This window comes from Cribrihabitans pelagius, assembly GCF_048820915.1.
Taxonomy (GTDB): domain Bacteria; phylum Pseudomonadota; class Alphaproteobacteria; order Rhodobacterales; family Rhodobacteraceae; genus Cribrihabitans_A; species Cribrihabitans_A pelagius.
This window is the reverse complement of record NZ_JBMERR010000013.1, coordinates 82,341-97,831: the sequence shown is the minus strand read 5'-3', so window position 1 is coordinate 97,831 and position 15,491 is coordinate 82,341. Positions and strand designations below refer to the sequence as shown.

The 15,491-nt window shown below is 65.6% G+C and carries 12 protein-coding genes; 3 read left to right on the top strand and 9 right to left on the bottom strand.

What is annotated here, in order from left to right; genetic code table 11:
• Window positions 1-14: 14 nt before the first annotated feature.
• Together rpsO and ACOHX0_RS12970 are read right to left on the bottom strand one after the other, a co-directional pair.
• Window positions 15-284: a 30S ribosomal protein S15 gene (gene rpsO, locus ACOHX0_RS12975; RefSeq protein WP_420677269.1), complete on the bottom strand. Its 270-nt coding sequence runs from the start codon at window positions 282-284 to the stop codon at window positions 15-17.
• Window positions 285-799: 515 nt separating this feature from the next.
• A complete protein-coding gene (locus ACOHX0_RS12970) occupies window positions 800-1,792 on the bottom strand; it encodes a calcium-binding protein (RefSeq protein ID WP_420677268.1) in 993 nt (330 codons plus the stop codon).
• A gap of 344 nt (window positions 1,793-2,136) precedes the next feature.
• Between ACOHX0_RS12970 and ACOHX0_RS12965 the strand changes: the two genes are divergently transcribed.
• A complete protein-coding gene (locus ACOHX0_RS12965; protein WP_420677267.1) occupies window positions 2,137-3,309 on the top strand; it encodes a hypothetical protein in 1,173 nt (390 codons plus the stop codon).
• 98 nt (window positions 3,310-3,407) lie between these two features.
• Here the strand turns inward: ACOHX0_RS12965 and truB are convergent, their stop codons facing one another.
• Complete coding sequence (gene truB / locus ACOHX0_RS12960; protein ID WP_420677266.1) at window positions 3,408-4,322, bottom strand: tRNA pseudouridine(55) synthase TruB; 915 nt, start codon at window positions 4,320-4,322, stop codon at window positions 3,408-3,410.
• A 146-nt stretch (window positions 4,323-4,468) separates the two neighbouring features.
• On the opposite strand from truB, the gene ACOHX0_RS12955 reads away from it, so the two are divergent.
• Window positions 4,469-5,122 carry an RluA family pseudouridine synthase gene (locus ACOHX0_RS12955; protein ID WP_420677265.1) on the top strand — a complete coding sequence of 218 codons (654 nt, stop codon included), beginning with the start codon at window positions 4,469-4,471 and terminating at the stop codon, window positions 5,120-5,122.
• A gap of 573 nt (window positions 5,123-5,695) precedes the next feature.
• Here the strand turns inward: ACOHX0_RS12955 and ACOHX0_RS12950 are convergent.
• The gene (locus tag ACOHX0_RS12950) at window positions 5,696-7,135 is read right to left on the bottom strand and encodes an aldehyde dehydrogenase family protein (RefSeq protein ID WP_420677264.1); all 1,440 of its coding nucleotides are present in this window, start codon (window positions 7,133-7,135) and stop codon (window positions 5,696-5,698) included.
• Window positions 7,136-7,414: 279 nt separating this feature from the next.
• Here ACOHX0_RS12950 and ACOHX0_RS12945 point away from each other — a divergent pair, with 279 nt between their 5' ends.
• Window positions 7,415-8,065: a peroxiredoxin gene (locus ACOHX0_RS12945; RefSeq protein ID WP_420677263.1), complete on the top strand. Its 651-nt coding sequence runs from the start codon at window positions 7,415-7,417 to the stop codon at window positions 8,063-8,065.
• 92 nt (window positions 8,066-8,157) lie between these two features.
• On the opposite strand, the gene ACOHX0_RS12940 is transcribed toward ACOHX0_RS12945, so the two are convergent.
• The 5 genes from ACOHX0_RS12940 to ACOHX0_RS12920 form a co-directional block, all read right to left on the bottom strand.
• Window positions 8,158-9,315, bottom strand: coding sequence for a rhamnan synthesis F family protein (locus ACOHX0_RS12940; protein ID WP_420677262.1), 1,158 nt, complete (start codon window positions 9,313-9,315; stop codon window positions 8,158-8,160).
• Window positions 9,316-9,380: 65 nt separating this feature from the next.
• A complete protein-coding gene (locus ACOHX0_RS12935) occupies window positions 9,381-10,247 on the bottom strand; it encodes a glycosyltransferase family 2 protein (protein ID WP_420677261.1) in 867 nt (288 codons plus the stop codon).
• Window positions 10,248-10,338: 91 nt separating this feature from the next.
• Window positions 10,339-12,480, bottom strand: coding sequence for a polyribonucleotide nucleotidyltransferase (gene pnp / locus ACOHX0_RS12930; RefSeq protein ID WP_420677260.1), 2,142 nt, complete (start codon window positions 12,478-12,480; stop codon window positions 10,339-10,341).
• A gap of 236 nt (window positions 12,481-12,716) precedes the next feature.
• On the bottom strand, window positions 12,717-14,036 hold the full coding sequence (locus ACOHX0_RS12925; RefSeq protein ID WP_420677318.1) for a M16 family metallopeptidase: 1,320 nt from the start codon (window positions 14,034-14,036) through the stop codon (window positions 12,717-12,719).
• 5 nt (window positions 14,037-14,041) lie between these two features.
• Window positions 14,042-15,430 (bottom strand): M16 family metallopeptidase, encoded by a 1,389-nt coding sequence (locus ACOHX0_RS12920; RefSeq protein WP_420677259.1) that lies wholly within the window; start codon window positions 15,428-15,430, stop codon window positions 14,042-14,044.
• Window positions 15,431-15,491 lie beyond the last annotated feature (61 nt).

The following is a 15,491-nucleotide window of genomic DNA, read 5'->3' as shown; positions in this document are numbered from 1 at the left end:
TGTGACGGCGCCGCTTAGCGGCGGATGCCGAGGCGCTTGATCAGGTCCTGGTAGCGGGCCTCATCCTTGCCTTTGGTGTAGTCCAGCAGCTTGCGGCGCTGAGCGACCATCTTCAGAAGGCCACGGCGGCCGTGGTTGTCCTTCTTGTGGGTCTTGAAGTGCTCGGTCAGGGTGGTGATGCGCGAGGTCAGGATGGCAACCTGGACTTCCGGCGAGCCGGTGTCGCCGTCCTTGGTCGCGAATTCCTTGATCAGGCGGGCTTTTTCTTCAACGGTGATCGACATCGGGGTCTCCTTCGATGCTGAAGTGGATGGCACAGGCCGGGATGTCGTCCAGCACTGGCCCTTGGAGAAACCTGCCGCATAGACGGCAGATGCGGGCGTATAAGATGATTCCGCGTGAAAGGCAAAGACTTCCTGCACCCTGGGCCCGCGCGCAGGGCCGGTGCCGCCAGCCCGCCGCCCTGGGGCCTGCCGTCACAGGCGTCGGGCCGAGGGACCGCCGCCATCATGCCGCCGTCTTGTCGCACAGGCACAGCCCGCCAAGTCCGGCCCGCAAGACTTGCCCTGCGCAGCCTCTTCCAGCCCGAGGCCGCTCTGACACAGCCCCTTGGGATGCCCGCCGGCTGCCGCTGCCAGCACCGAAGCGGCACCCCCTGACTGCGCATCGGGACCCTCCCGGCCGCTGACCCTCGCGGGCCGCACCCTGCCCGGGCATCGAGGCCTCCAGCGCACGGCCCGTGCCCGGCCCTGATACAGATCTGAAAGAGGGCCTGGCGCCGGCCTGTCCCGCACCGCCGTCAGGCCGGCAGCAGCCCCGATTGCGCGGCGGACTCGCTGTCCATCACCACGACATCCGCCGCGGACAATGACGGCTCGCCCGAGATCCGCAAAGCCACCGCGCCGTTGACCACGATCAGCCTGTTGTCCGGGGCCTCCGGGTCGTCCTGCACCTCGACCTCCGGATCGCTGTCTTCCGCACCGTCCCAGACCAGCACCAGCTGATCCTCCGCGGCATCGTAATCAACGAGCTGCACCGCCTCTTCGCTGCCGGTCCAGCTGCCGCCCACGAAGAGATCGGCGCCGGCGCCGCCGGTCAGCACATCGCGCGCGCCTGCCAAAAGCGTGTCTGCCCCATCGCCGCCGTTCACGTAATCCCGCTCGCCCGCGTCATCGGCGCCCGAAACCAGATCGTCGCCGGTGCCGCCAAAGAGCGCATCCTCCCCGGCGCCGCCGCGCAAGATGTCATTGCCATCGTTGCCGTGCAGGGAATCCGCGCCGGTGCCGCCTTCCAGCACGTCGGCGCCCTGGCCGCCGTGCAGCAGGTCCGCCCCGGCGCCGCCGGAGAGCTGGTCATCGCCGAAATGGCCGTAAAGCGCGTCGCCATCTTCGCCGCCCAGCAACAGGTCAACCCCGTCACCGCCGTGCAGAAGATCCGCACCCGCCCCGCCTGCCAGCGTGTCATCGCCCGCAGCACCATAAAGCGTGTCGTCCCCGGCATCGCCGCCCAGCCAGTCGGCGCCCTCATAACCGTTGATCTCATCCGCGCCGCCGCCGCCGCCCATCACATCGGCGCGGCGGCTGCCAACCAGGATGTCCGGCCCGGCACCTCCCTGCCCGGCAGGCACAACTTCTGTGTCCGCATCGCCGTCTTCGGCGAGCAGCTCCTCCAGGCCGGTCACAGGGTCCGGCCCGTTCAGATCCTCGTAGCTGTCTTCTTCAGCCGCCTCGTCACCGACAAGCACGATACTGCTAAGGGCGGCCAGCCCTAGCATACTCACCAACCAGAACATTTTCCTTCTCCGTCGCCAAAGAAGACACCAATAAACACCCCAGCGTTGCACAGCACACGCAGCTTGGCAAAACAAAAGCGGAACATCGGTTAACGCGCTCTAAAACAGCACTCCGGGGGCCCGGCGCTCCCAAACGCGCCGCTCTTGCGGGAGCCCTTGTCCTGCCAGCAGGAATCCTGAATCTTCAAGTTAATTGTTACAGACTTACTACCGCTCAGCGTGCGGTTCACCAGACGATTTCACCGAGGCATTCATTTGGAACTTTTCTGCTTCTCACCCTTGCCGGCCCTTTTGCCGCGCTCAGCCATGACAGCTCCAGCCCGGAAGATGGCGGCGACAGCGAATTGCCCGAAACCGAGGAGCCATCGCCGCCGCTGAACCTTACCGGCAACAGCGGAACGGAGGATATCTTGAGCGGGGGCAGCGGCAGCGACACGCTCATGGGGAATGCCGGCGACCGGGATGTTCTGGAAGGCGGAGACGGCGATGACGTGCTGCATCTGGGGGCGGGCAACTCCGGTCAGGGCGGCGCTGGTGCAGATCAATTTGTGCTCGACGACGCCGACAGCCGGGAAACGGTGATCGAGGACTTTGAACTGGGCTCCGATCAGCTCGCTTTGACCCCGGACAGCGACGGCGTCGAGATGATCCAGACGGAAGACGGCCTGCGTTTCATCGACACGGTGAACCAGAATACGGTCCTGACCCTGCCCGGCGTCTCGCTCGCCGAGGGCGAAGCCATCGAAGTGGACTTTCTGGACGGCAACGGCGGGGTCTACCGTACAGTGACCTTTGATGACCCCGGCCGCAGCGCGCCCTTCACTCTCGACGCGATCCGAGGCACCTCCGGGGCCGACGATTTGAACGGCACAACCGGCGATGACGTTATCTTTGGCGAGAGCGGCGCCGACACGCTTGCGGGCGGCGCGGGGAACGACACACTCTTCAGCGGCAGTGGCACCGTCTTCTATGAGGAGAGCTACAACCACTACCCTGGCGACTTGACGAGGGTGGGCGGCGACGGGGACGTGCTCGATGGCGGCGCCGGCGACGATCACCTGTGGATCGGGCCGGGCACAAGTGCCGGCGGCGGCGAGGGCGCCGACAGTTTCCACGCCTTCGCCAATGTGTATGACGCAGGCACCGCCGCGGCCGGGATCAGCGATTTCGACCCGTCAGAGGACAAGCTGCTGGTCACATTCCCAGTTGTCTCCGGGCACAGCATGCTTGCGGATTTCCGCTTTGAGGATGCGATTGCCGGGCTGAGCGTTGCCTATGACGCCAGTCAGGACAGCACCCTGGTCGCCATGGATGGTATCACCATCGCAACACTGCCCGGGGACCAGTCCGCGGTCAGCATCGCGTTCCACAACGACTATTCCACCAGCGAGGACCGCTGGCGCGATGCCGCGGGCAACCCGGTCAGCCCCGAAGAGGGCACGGAGGCCAGCATCATTCCGACGGCGCAGGAATATTACTCGGTCGTTGGCGCTAACGAGTCCGCCACCCCGGCCTGAACCAGGGGGCCGCCGGACCAAAGCCAGGATCAAGACGCCACCCAGATGCTGGCGCGGACGGAGTTCGCCCCGGCGGCGCTCACAAGACGCCGCCCGGATCACTCTGGCTGCACGAACACCCGGCTTGGGTGCAGTGTGCCGCCTTTCCAGACACCAACCGCCACCGCGCGGCCGTCGAGCGAGGCCCAGGCCTCGTCGCCGTACTCCACCTCGCCGCCAGGCAGCACCATGCCCGGGTTGCCGTTGCGCAGCCTGGCTGCGCCTTCGGGGGTGCACTTGACCTCGGGCAGATCGGCGAGCCCTTCTTCCAGCGGCCGCAGGCGGCTGTCGAGCTCGGGCGTGCGCGCCAGCCGCTCGATCTCCTCGAAAGAAATCCCATCTTCGGCATCGAAAGGCCCGGACCAGATCCGGCGCAGTTCTTTCACATGGCCAAAGCAGCCCAGCGCTGCGCCGAGATCGCGGGCAATCGAGCGCACGTAGCCGCCTTTGCCGCAGGTCATCTCCAGCACCACGTGGTCTTCGTCGGGGCGGTCCAGCAGGATCAGTTCCTCAACCCAGAGCGGCCGCGCCGCGATTTCCACGTCTTCGCCATCGCGGGCCAGCTTGTAGGCGCGCTGGCCGTCGATCTTCACCGCCGAGAATTTGGGTGGCACCTGCATGGTCTCGCCCAGGAAGGGCACCAGCGCCTCCTTGATCTGCGCGTCCGTGGGGCGGGAATCGCTTTGTGCAATCACCTCGCCCTCGGCATCATCGGTGTTGGTGGCCTGGCCCAGCCGCACGGTGAAGGTATAGGCCTTGAGCGCGTCGGTGATATAGGGAACCGTCTTGGTCGCCTCGCCCAGCGCCACCGCCAGCACACCGGTTGCCTCGGGGTCGAGCGTGCCGGCGTGGCCCGCCTTCTTCGCCTCCAGCGCCCAGCGCACCTTGTTCACCACGGCGGTAGAGGTCATCCCCGCGGGCTTGTCCACGACCAGCCAGCCGGAAATGTCGCGCCCCTTGCGTTTGCGTGCCATGCCTTGTCCCCATCTATCCCGTGAGGCGCGCCGGTTACCGGATCGCCGGCATGCTGTCAATTTAGCAAATCACCGGGCAGGCCGGGAGGCCCGGCGCAGACGGCGCGAACTTGCTCCGGCGGGGCGCAGGCGCTAGGCAGGCGGCCATGACGGTATCAAGCGATTACAACCCTCCGCAGGAGCCCCTCGATATCCTGCACCATGATGCGGAAATCCTGGCGGTGAACAAGCCCGCCGGGCTGTTGTCGGTGCCCGGGCGCGGGGAGCACCTGGCCGATTGCCTGCTGAGCCGCGTGCAGGCCGTCTTCCCCGAAGCACTTCTGGTGCACCGGCTTGACCGCGACACTTCCGGCGTGATGGTCTTCGCGCTCACCCCGCATGCGCAGCGGCACCTGTCGATGCAATTCGAGAAGCGCAGCACCAAAAAGACCTATGTGGCGCGGGTAAACGGGCGGCTTGAGCCGCGCAGCGGCACGGTGGATTTGCCCCTGATCGTCGACTGGCCGAACCGGCCGCGGCAAATGGTGTGCCACGAAACCGGCAAACCCGCGGTCACGGACTGGCGTGTGCTGAAATACGAAGAGGGTGCCACGCGGGTGCGCCTGATGCCGAAGACCGGCCGCTCGCACCAGCTGCGGGTGCACATGCTGGCGCTTGGCCACCCGATCCTGGGCGATGCGCTTTACGCCGAAGGCGCCGCCCGGGCGCATCCGCGCCTGATGCTGCATTCCGAAGAGCTGCGCATCCAGCACCCCGACGGTGGCGCCGCTCTGAAGTTCCGCGCCAGGCCCGGCTTCTGAGCGCGCCGGACACAACATAGCCCCCTTGGGGTAAAGACCACCTGTAAAAGCAGTGGGAGAACGGGACTACTCCCGCCAACTCCGGGCTGTTCTGTGAACAGCCCGCCGCTGTTGGGCCGGGCGACGCAGGCGCGGGAAAGCTTCGCCCTTCGGGCTCCGCCCGGGCGGTTTACCGAGTTGCAACCGCATCGCTTGCCCGGCCGCTGCCACTCACCACGATCTGCCAGGCCGAAGCCGCCTCCACCCGCCCCGGAAGGCCTGCCGCGGGTCAAGGGCCGCGGAGCGGCCCCGCGGCACGCGCCGTTTACCCTTGAAGCGCGGCAGGCCGCCTCAAAGCTCGCACAGGCGCCTGAGAGGCGGACTTGCCGCTCAAGCGCCTCTCAGCAGGTCTTCCCGCCCGGGCGCAGCCCGGGCCCGGCCCAAGTCTGCGGGCGGCCCGGCAAAGCCGGGGAGCGGGCAGGCGCGGGAGCCCCCCGGCCGCCGGTGACACGCCAGCCAAAAAAAGCCGCCCCGAAAGGCGGCTCTCCATGGCGTCATCCCATGGCCTCAAACCATGGTTACACCTCAAAATGCTTACTCCGCCGCCCAGCCGCCGACAGCCTTCACCTCGAGGAAGTCCTCGATGCCCCATTTGCCGCCCTCGCGGCCATTGCCGGACTGTTTCATGCCGCCGAAGGGGGAACCCGCCGAGCGCGATTTGCCGTTCATCTCCACCATCCCGGAGCGCAGCGCGCGGGCCATGCGGTTGGCGCGGGCACCGTCCTGGGTCTGCACGTAGTTAGTCAGCCCGTAGGGCGTGTCATTGGCGATCTCCACCGCCTCTTCCTCGCTCTCGAACGGCAGGATCGCCAGCACCGGGCCGAAGATCTCCTCGCGCGCGACGGTCATCTGGTTGTTCACATCGGCAAACACGGTGGGCTTCACGAAGAAGCCCTTGTTGAGCCCGTCGGGCCGCCCGGTGCCGCCCGCAACGAGCCGCGCACCTTCGTCGATGCCCTTCTGGATCAGGTCCTGGATCTTGTTCCACTGCAGCTCATTCACCACCGGACCGATGTGGCGGCCTTCTTTCGATGCCGGGCCGACCTCGACCTTGGCGGCGATCTCGGCTGCTTCGCTCACCACGCGGTCATAGATGCCCTTCTGCACCAGCATCCGGCTCGGCGCGTTGCAGCTCTGGCCGGTGTTCTGCATCATGTGCAGCACGCCCCGCTTCACCGCCTTTTCGTCCGCATCCTCGAAGATCACGTTGGCGCCCTTGCCGCCAAGCTCCAGATGCACCTTCTTCAGCGTCTCCGCCGCGTTGCGCGAGATCGCGGTGCCTGCGCGGGTCGAGCCGGTGAAGGAGACCATGTCCACGTCCGGGTGGCCCGAGAGCTGGGTGCCGACGCCGGGGCCGTCGCCGTTGACCAGGTTGAAGACACCCTTGGGGAAGCCCGCCTCGTCCATCATCTCGGCAAAGATCATCGCGTTGAGCGGGCTTTCCTCCGACGGTTTCAGCACCATGGTGCAGCCCGCCACCGCGGCAGCGCCAACCTTCAGGGTGATCTGGTTCATCGGCCAGTTCCAGGGCGTGATCAGCGCCGCGACACCCACCGCCTCGTGGATGATGCGGTCGTTCGGGGCGTGATCGCCGAGCGGCGCCTCAAACTGGAATTCCTTCGCGGCCTTGATGAAGTTCTGCAGGTGCCAGCTGCCCGCGCCCGCCTGCGAGGTGCGCGCCATATCGATCGGCGCGCCCATTTCCATCGACATCGCCTGGGCCAGATCCTCGGAGCGCGATTCGTAAATTCCGATCAGCTTCTCGACCAGCGCGATACGTTCGGCAGGAGGCGTTGCCATCCAGCCCGGCAGCGCGGCTTTGGCGGCGGCCACGGCGGCGTTGGTGTCGGCCTCGCCGCCCAGCGAGATAACCGCGCAGGGCTCCTCGGTGGAGGGGTTGATCACCTGGTGGTCGCGGGCTTCGGCCGGGGCGGTCCACTGGCCGTTGATGTAAAAGTCGCGTTTCTCGATCATGCCGGTTCTCCCAAATGAGACATCCTTGCCAGCCGTCCGGCCGGTGTCGCGGGTACTGTGTCACCCGGTCCGATGGGGGGCAAGGGGGTATCGCCTGGGAATTTGATCAAATTCCCGGGCGGTCCGGAACGCCCGGCGGAGCGCCGCCGCGGGCAGCGCGGAAGCGAGCCGCCAGCGCAATTTTACGTGGCATCCCGGCGCCGGGGCTGTAACGTTGCGGCCGAGCACCTGAGCAGCGGCCAAGGCGGCTCTTAACAACCTGACAAGGAGGACATAGCCATGGGTTTGCGGATCAACGACGTGGTTCCCGATTTCACTGCGGAAACCGATCAGGGCACCATCACCTTCCATGACTGGATCGGCGACAACTGGGCGATCCTGTTTTCCCACCCCAAGGACTTCACTCCGGTCTGCACCACCGAATTTTCGGCCGTGGCGCAGCTGAGCGAGGATTGGGCAAAGCGCAACACCAAGGTGATCGGCGTCTCAGTCGACAGCGCCGAGGACCACCGCAAATGGAAGAAGGACATCGAATCCTACGGCAAGGCCGAACCCGGCTTCCCGATCATCGCCGATGACGGGCTGGCGGTCTCCAAGGCCTTCGACATGCTGCCGGCCGAAGCCTATCTGCCGGACGGGCGCACTCCCGCCGACAGCGCCACCGTGCGTTCGGTTTTCATCATCGGGCCGGACAAGCAGTTGAAGCTGTCGATGACCTACCCGATGACGGTAGGGCGCAATTTTGCCGAGGTGCTGCGCGCGCTGGACGGGCTGCAGATGTCGGCCAAGGGCGTGGCCACCCCGGCCGACTGGCGCCCGGGCGAGGACGTGATCATCCCGCCCTCCGTGTCGAACGAGGAAGCGAAGGAAAAATTCGGCGAGTTCGAGACCATCTTCCCCTACCTGCGCAAGACCAAGGCGCCGGAGTAAGGAGGAAAACAGCAGTGCTGCGCCGGGCCCCCGGCGCAGCACTGTTGCAAGATCACGCGGAAAAGGCGCGGCAATCGCCGGATCCAAGCTGCCTAGTAGCCCTTTCGCTGCCGGATCTGGGCGATCTCCTCGCGGATAACCGCGCCGTCAGGCCCGTCCAGTGCTTCAGCAAACTCCGTGATCCGGTCCGAATTTTCTTTGTTGACCGACACCAGCGACTTTTTGAGGAAAGGGAACCCATGCTTGTCGTAGAGCAGTTTCGGCAGCACGTAGCTGACACCGATCCGGGCGGCGGTCGCAAGCATCAGACTGATTAGAGTTTCACGATCCTGCCGTGAGCGCTCGGCGTCAAGCCCGGGCAGCACCCGGTCCATCAGCGCTTTGCTCGGAAAGTCGTCCAGGAAATTCAACGAGCGGGCGTAGGCGTTGATCTCAGCGTCGGAACAATTTTGCAACACCCCCGGCAGACTGCGGATGTCATAGGTCGCACCATGGCTGAAGCCGTGTTTCAGCGCAAAGCGCGTCATACCGATCTCACCTCGCCGCACGACCTTGTTCTTTTCCTTTGTCAGCGGGTAGCTCCGCCAGTACCGCTCGTAACGCGCATCGCCCAGCATGCCAGCTCCGACGGAAATCGCGTACGAGCCGTAGTGAAAATTGCGCAGACCGGGGTCGTAGTCCCACTGAACCAGCTGGTATTGATCCGGCTTCACCCGAGGAATACCGAAACTGGTGGCAGCGGCGGCATAGTCCACACCCAGCCCTTCGGCCTCCTTTAGCCAGTTCCGGGATCCAGGCAGCGGGAACCAGCTGGAGTCGTTGAGGAAAACCACGCGTTCGAGACCATAAACTGCATCGGAGATCGACAAGAACCCGTCGCGGTAGCCGCCGAAGTCATAGCCGACATTGGGGCGCTCAATCACACGCCAGCTGTTGTCCTGCAGATAGGCCATGTCTTCCCCACCGAGCGGAAGGTTGGAGACCACAAGCGGCGCGTAGCCGTTCTCGCGCATATAGTCGAGCGCCAGCCTGTGGCTAGGCAGCAGCCCGCCCTGCGGGTATATCAGATAGATAGCGACACGGGTGCCGCAGGGCAGGCGGCCGGCAGTGGTCCGGATTTGGCGGGCCAGCACCATGTCGTAGTATCTGGCTCCAAAAAATAGCGACCCCATCCGCCCGGGCAAGGCTGGCAGCTGAGTGAATGGCCGTTTCAACTCACGGGCAACTTTCCAAAGCGGGGGCAGTTTCATTTTCGGGCCTCTGATCGTCTTTCCATGGCGTACCGGATCTTCGCACGCTGACAAGCGAACGGCTTTCAGCTCCAGGGCGGCGGGCGGTCGGCGGTCTGCCGGCCCGGGCTGCTGAGCACCGCGCGCAGGTAGTACCAGGCCTTCGCCCGCTTGCGCGCCGAGAAGAGGTTGAGCGGCGAAATCAGTTGCAGAACGGCTTCGGCAAGCGCGCGCAGGAACCCGAAGCGCTGGCCGTGCTTGCGGGCGGCGTAGACGCGGGACTGGCCCATGTACCAGGCCTTGAGCGCGGCAGTCCGGGCCGAGCGCTCGGTCGAATGCCCAAGCAGATGGCGCACCCGCGCACCATGCACATAGCGCAGCGGGCCGCAGTGCTGCTTCAGGCGCAGGCTGAGATCGTCGTCCTCGTGAAACAGAAAGATGCGGGGGTCGAAACCGCCTACCTGCCTGAAGGCATCGCGGCGCACCATCATCGCGCCGCCCGACAGCACCGGCACCTCGGCATCCCGCTGCGCGGCCTCGCGGCCGAGCCAGAGCGATCTGGGAATCAGCTTGCTCCGGCGCTTGAAGAACAGCGAGCCGTCCCCCTTGAGCACCCGGGTGTTGAAGGCCGATGCGTCCGGATGGGCTTCGGCGGCGGCGAGCAGCCGAGCGATGGTATCCTCGAACAGCTCCGCGTCGGGATTCACGAAGAACAGGAATTCGGTATCCGCCCGCGCTGCGCCCTGGTTGCAGGCCGGCCCGAACCCGGCGTTTTCCGCGTTTGCAATGAATTCGGCGCCATGCTCTTGCGCCAACGCCCGCATGGACTCCGCGTCTGCCGAGGCGTTGTCGACAAGGATGCAGGGCATCCCGGAGGGGATCGAGCGCAGAAGATTCCCTGCAACGGCGGCTGAATTGTAGGTCACCGTAATGATCGTGACAGGGGGCGTCATTAAAGGCTCCAGAAACGGTCCGGCAGAAATTGAAGAACCCGGGGCGCGAATTGCGCGCGCCCCGGGCTGTCCATGTGCGGTCAGGCGGGGCTCAGCCCTCTGCCTGCTCCTTCTTCTCGGCGGCGATCTCTTCGCCGGTCTCCTGATCCACGACTTTCATCGACAGGCGGACCTTGCCGCGGTCGTCGAAGCCGAGCAGCTTGACCTTCACTTCCTGGCCTTCCTTCAGCACGTCGGAAGGATGGTTCAGGCGGCGGTTCTCGATCTGGGAGACGTGCACCAGGCCGTCGCGCTTGCCGAAGAAGTTCACGAAGGCGCCGAAATCGACGATCTTCACGACCTTGCCGGTGTAGACTTGGCCCTCTTCCGGTTCTGCGACGATCGAGTGGATCATCTCGTAGGCGCGCTTGATGGCTTCGCCGTCGGAGGAGGCGATCTTGATCACGCCATCGTCGTTGATGTCGACCTTGGCGCCGGAGGTTTCTACGATCTCGCGGATCACCTTGCCGCCCGAGCCGATCACTTCACGGATCTTGTCGGTCGGGATCTGCATGGTTTCGATGCGCGGGGCGTGCACCGAGAACTCGGCGGTTTCGGACAGCGCCTTGCCCATCTCGGCCAGGATGTGCATCCGGCCGTCCTTGGCCTGGGCCAGGGCTTTCTCCATGATCTCGGGGGTGATGCCCGCGACCTTGATGTCCATCTGCAGCGAGGTGATGCCGTTTTCGGTGCCCGCAACCTTGAAGTCCATGTCGCCGAGGTGGTCCTCGTCGCCCAGGATGTCGGTCAGCACCGCGTAGGAGCCGTCATCTTCCAGGATCAGGCCCATCGCAACGCCGGCAACCGGCGCCTTCAGCGGCACGCCCGCATCCATCATCGACAGCGAGCCGCCGCAGACCGACGCCATCGAGGAGGAGCCGTTCGATTCGGTGATCTCGGAGACCAGACGGATGGTGTAAGGGAAGTCGGTCGGGGCCGGCAGCACCGCCTGCAGCGCGCGCCAGGCCAGCTTGCCGTGGCCGATCTCGCGGCGGCCCGGAGGGCCCACGCGGCCCACTTCGCCAACCGAATAGGGCGGGAAGTTGTAATGCAGCAGGAAGTTGGACTTGAAGTTGCCGTGCAGCGCATCGATGAACTGCTCGTCATCGCCGGTGCCCAGCGTGGTCACGACCAGGCCCTGGGTCTCGCCGCGGGTGAACAGTGCCGAGCCGTGGGTGCGCGGCAGAAGGCCGGTTTCGGCCACGATCGGGCGCACGGTGGCGGTGTCGCGGCCGTCGATCCGCTTGCCGCCCTTGACCACGTCGCCGCGCAGGATGCTGGCTTCGAGCTTCTTCAGGGCGGAGCCGAGGTTCGCATCTTCCAGCTGCTCTTCGGTGAGCGCGTTCTTGATGGTTTCGCGGGCGAAGGCAACAGCGGCGGTGCGCTCCTGCTTGTCGGTGATCGCGAAGGCGGCGCGCATGTCGGTTTCACCGGCGGCCTTCACGGCCTCGTACAGCGCGGAATAATCCGGCGGGGTGAAGTCGAAGGGCTCTTTGGCGGCTTCTTCGGCCAGCGAGATGATCAGGTCGATCACCGGCTGGATCTGCTCATGCGCAAATTTCACGGCACCGAGCATTTCCGCCTCGGACAGCTCGTAAGCTTCCGATTCGACCATCATCACGGCGTTCTTGGTGCCGGCCACGACCAGGTCCAGACGCTGCTCGGGGTTGAGGCGCAGGTCCTGCATGTCGTCGACGGTCGGGTTCAGCACGTATTCGCCGCCTTCATAGCCGACGCGCGCACCGGCAATCGGGCCCATGAAGGGCGCGCCGGAGAGCGTCAGCGCTGCCGAAGCGGCGATCATCGCAACCATGTCGGGGTCGTTGACCAGGTCATGGCTCAGCACCGTGCACATCACCAGCACTTCGTTCTTGAAGCCGGGGACGAACAGCGGGCGGATCGGACGGTCGATCAGGCGCGCGGTCAGGGTTTCTTTTTCGGTCGGGCGCGCTTCACGCTTGAAGAAGCCGCCGGGCACCTTGCCCGCAGCATAGTATTTTTCCTGGTAGTGCACGGTCAGGGGGAAGAAGTCCTGCCCGGGCTTTTGCTCCCTCGCGAAGGTGACGTTGGCCATCACCGAGGTTTCGCCGAGGGTGGCGATGACGGAGCCGTCCGCCTGACGGGCGACCTTGCCGGTCTCCAGCGTGAGCGTTTCTTCGCCCCACTGCATTGATTTCTTCGTAACGTTGAACATTTCAGCATCCTAAGTGGGAGCGCTCCCGGGCGGATCCCGGGTCTCCCGTTTGCATATGGCGGCCCCATTGCCGCCGGCCCTATCTATCTTTCTTTCGCGTGCCAGGGCCCCGGGCACATCGTCTCAGACAGGCCCGCCCATACATCACTTCGCGTCAGATTGAAAGGGAAAGCGCAGGCCGCAGCGGCGGGCAGCAGCGCCCGGCCTGGCAGGCGCCGCCGCCAGCGGCGGCCCGGTCAATTGCCGGCCGCCAGCCCCTCCGGGCGGCCCGTCACCACGAATTGCAGCCCGTCGGGCTGCAGGAAACGGGCGGCGAAGCTGTTCACATCCTCCAGCGTCACCGCCTCGACCTTGCCGTTGCGGGTCTCCACATAGTCAATCGGCAGGCCGTCCATCTGCATCCCCGCCAGGATTGAGGCGATGCGGCCGTTGCCGTCGAAACGCAGGGGATAGGCGCCGGTCAGATAGGTCTTGGCATCCAGCAGCTCCTTGCCGGTGACGCCCTCCTCCGCCATGCGCCGCCATTCCTGCCGGATCACCTCCACCGCCTCGGCCATCTTGGTGTTATCGGAGGCAACCGAGCCCATGTAGACCGCCGCCAGATCGCGCGGCAGCAGGTAGGTATAGACACCGTAAGTGAGCCCGCGCTTCTCGCGCACCTCGCTCATCAGGCGGCTGTCGAAGGAGCCGCCGCCGAGGATCTGGTTCATCACGTAAGCGGTGAAGAAATCCGGGTGCTCACGCTCGATCCCCTCCTGGCCGAAGACCGCAACCGACTGGGGCGTGTCGAAATCCACCACGGTGACACCGCCGGGAATGGTAACCTCGGCGGGCGCCGGAATCGGCGCGCCTTCCTCGGGCAGCCCGGTCAGCAGATCGTCGAGCAGCGTGCCGAGCTCCCCGGCGGTGATGTCGCCCACTGCGCTGACATATAGCCGGTCGCGGGCAAAGACCGCGTCATGGGCGGCAAAGACATCCTGCCGGTCAAGCTTCGAGACGCTCTCCACCGTGCCCTTGCCATCTCGGGCATAGGGGTGGTCGCCATAGGCAAGCCGGTTGAAGGCCTGGCCGGCGATGTGGTTGGGATCCTTGGCGTCCGAACGCAGGCCCGCAAGGATCTGCGCCCGCACCCGGTCCAGCGCGTCCTGGTCAAAGCGCGGCTCGAACAGGGTCTGGCGCAGGAGCTGCACCGCTTCGTCCCGGTTTTCGCTGAGAAAGCGGGCGGAGACCGAGACCATGTCCTTGTCGGCATCAAAGGCAAAACCCGCCGCCAGCGATTCCACCGCGCGGGCGTAGTCCTGCGCGCGCAGGCTGCCCGCACCCTCTTCCAGCAGCGCGGTCATCAGGTAGACTGCGCCCTGCTTGTCCGGCGCATCGAGCGACGTGCCGCCGCGGAAACGGACTTCCAGCGCGGTGAAGGGGATCGAGTGATCCTCCACCAGCCATGCGGTGATGCCGCCGGGAGAGGTCACTTCCTCGATCTCGATCTCGGCCCAGGCGGGCAGCGCGAGGAAACAGGCGGCCAGCGCCGCAGCGATAAATTTCAGCGGGTTCAGCAGGGTCATTGGGTCACCTCCTCGCTGCGCATCATCCAGCCCGTGACCGAAACCTCGGGGCGCAGCACCTCGCGGGCGGCGGCGATGATTTCGTCCGCGGTCACGGATTGCAGGGTCTGCGGCCAGGCCTGCACATCCTCCACCGTGAGGCCGGAGGTCAGCGCCTGGCCATAGCGGTTGGCGATACCGTTCACATTGTCGCGGTCGTAGATCTCGGAAGCGCGCAGCTGCAGCTTGATCCGGTCGAGCTGGGCCAAATCCACGCCGCCCTCCAGGAAGCGGGCCAGGGCGGCATCCAGCGCCGCCTCGGCCTCCGCCATCTCCACGCCTTCGGCGGGCACCACCAGGAAGGTGAAGGTGGTGGCGTCCAGCGACACGCTGGAATAGAAGGCGCCGGTGTAGACCGCGGTCTGCTGGTCGAATTGCAGCGCATTGGCGAGGTAAGAAGTATTGCCGCCGCCCAGAAGCTCGGCCAGCAGGTATAGCGCCGCCGCCTTCTCCTGCGCGCCGCTGTCGCGTTCGGGCGCAAGGTAGGAGCGCTGCACATAAGGCTGTGCGACGCGCGGGTCCTTGAAGGTCATCCGCCGCGCCGCAGTCTGCGGCGGCTCCTGGCTGCGGAAGCGTTCGGGCAGGTCCGGGTTGGCGGGGATGCTGCCGTAGTAATTTTCCGCCAGCGCGCGCACCTCTTCCGGCTGCACGTCACCCGCAACCACCAGGATCGCGTTGTTGGGCGCATAATAGGTGCCGTAGAAGGACAGCGCGTCCTCCATATCCAGCGCTTCCATTTCGTGGCGCCAGCCGATCACCGGCTGGCCGTAGCGGTGGTTGTGGTACTGCACCGCCCTCAGCTGCTCGCGGAACAGCGCGGCGGGGTCGTTGTCGGTGCGCTGGTTGCGCTCCTCCAGGATCACCTGGCGCTCGGTCGCGATATCCTCCTCGCCCAGCTGGAGGTTGACCATGCGGTCGCTTTCCATCTGCATCATCAGCTCCAGCCGGTCGGCGGCGACGCGCTGGAAATAGGCGGTGTAATCGTAGCTGGTGAAGGCGTTGTCCTGGCCGCCATTGGCACGCACCGTTGCAGACAGTTCGCCCGGGGCGAGCTTTTCCGTGCCCTTAAACAGCAGATGCTCCAGATAATGTGCAACGCCGGACTGGCCCGGCGGCTCATCGGCGGCACCGGCGCGGTACCAGACCATATGCTGCACCACCGGTACGCGGTGATCCTCGATCACCACCACCTGCATGCCATTGTCCAGGAAGAAATCCGTGACCTCCGGCCCGGCCGAAGCCTCAGCAGCCTCCGCGGCCCGGGCCGCGGTGGCCAGGCTGGCAGCGAAGGGGGTGGCGAGGACGGCGGCCAGCATCGCGGCAGCCAAGGTGATCCTGCGGATCATGCGGCATCCTCCAGTCTTTTTGCCCGCGGCCTGGCCGGGGCGGAAAACAAAACCCGCCGTC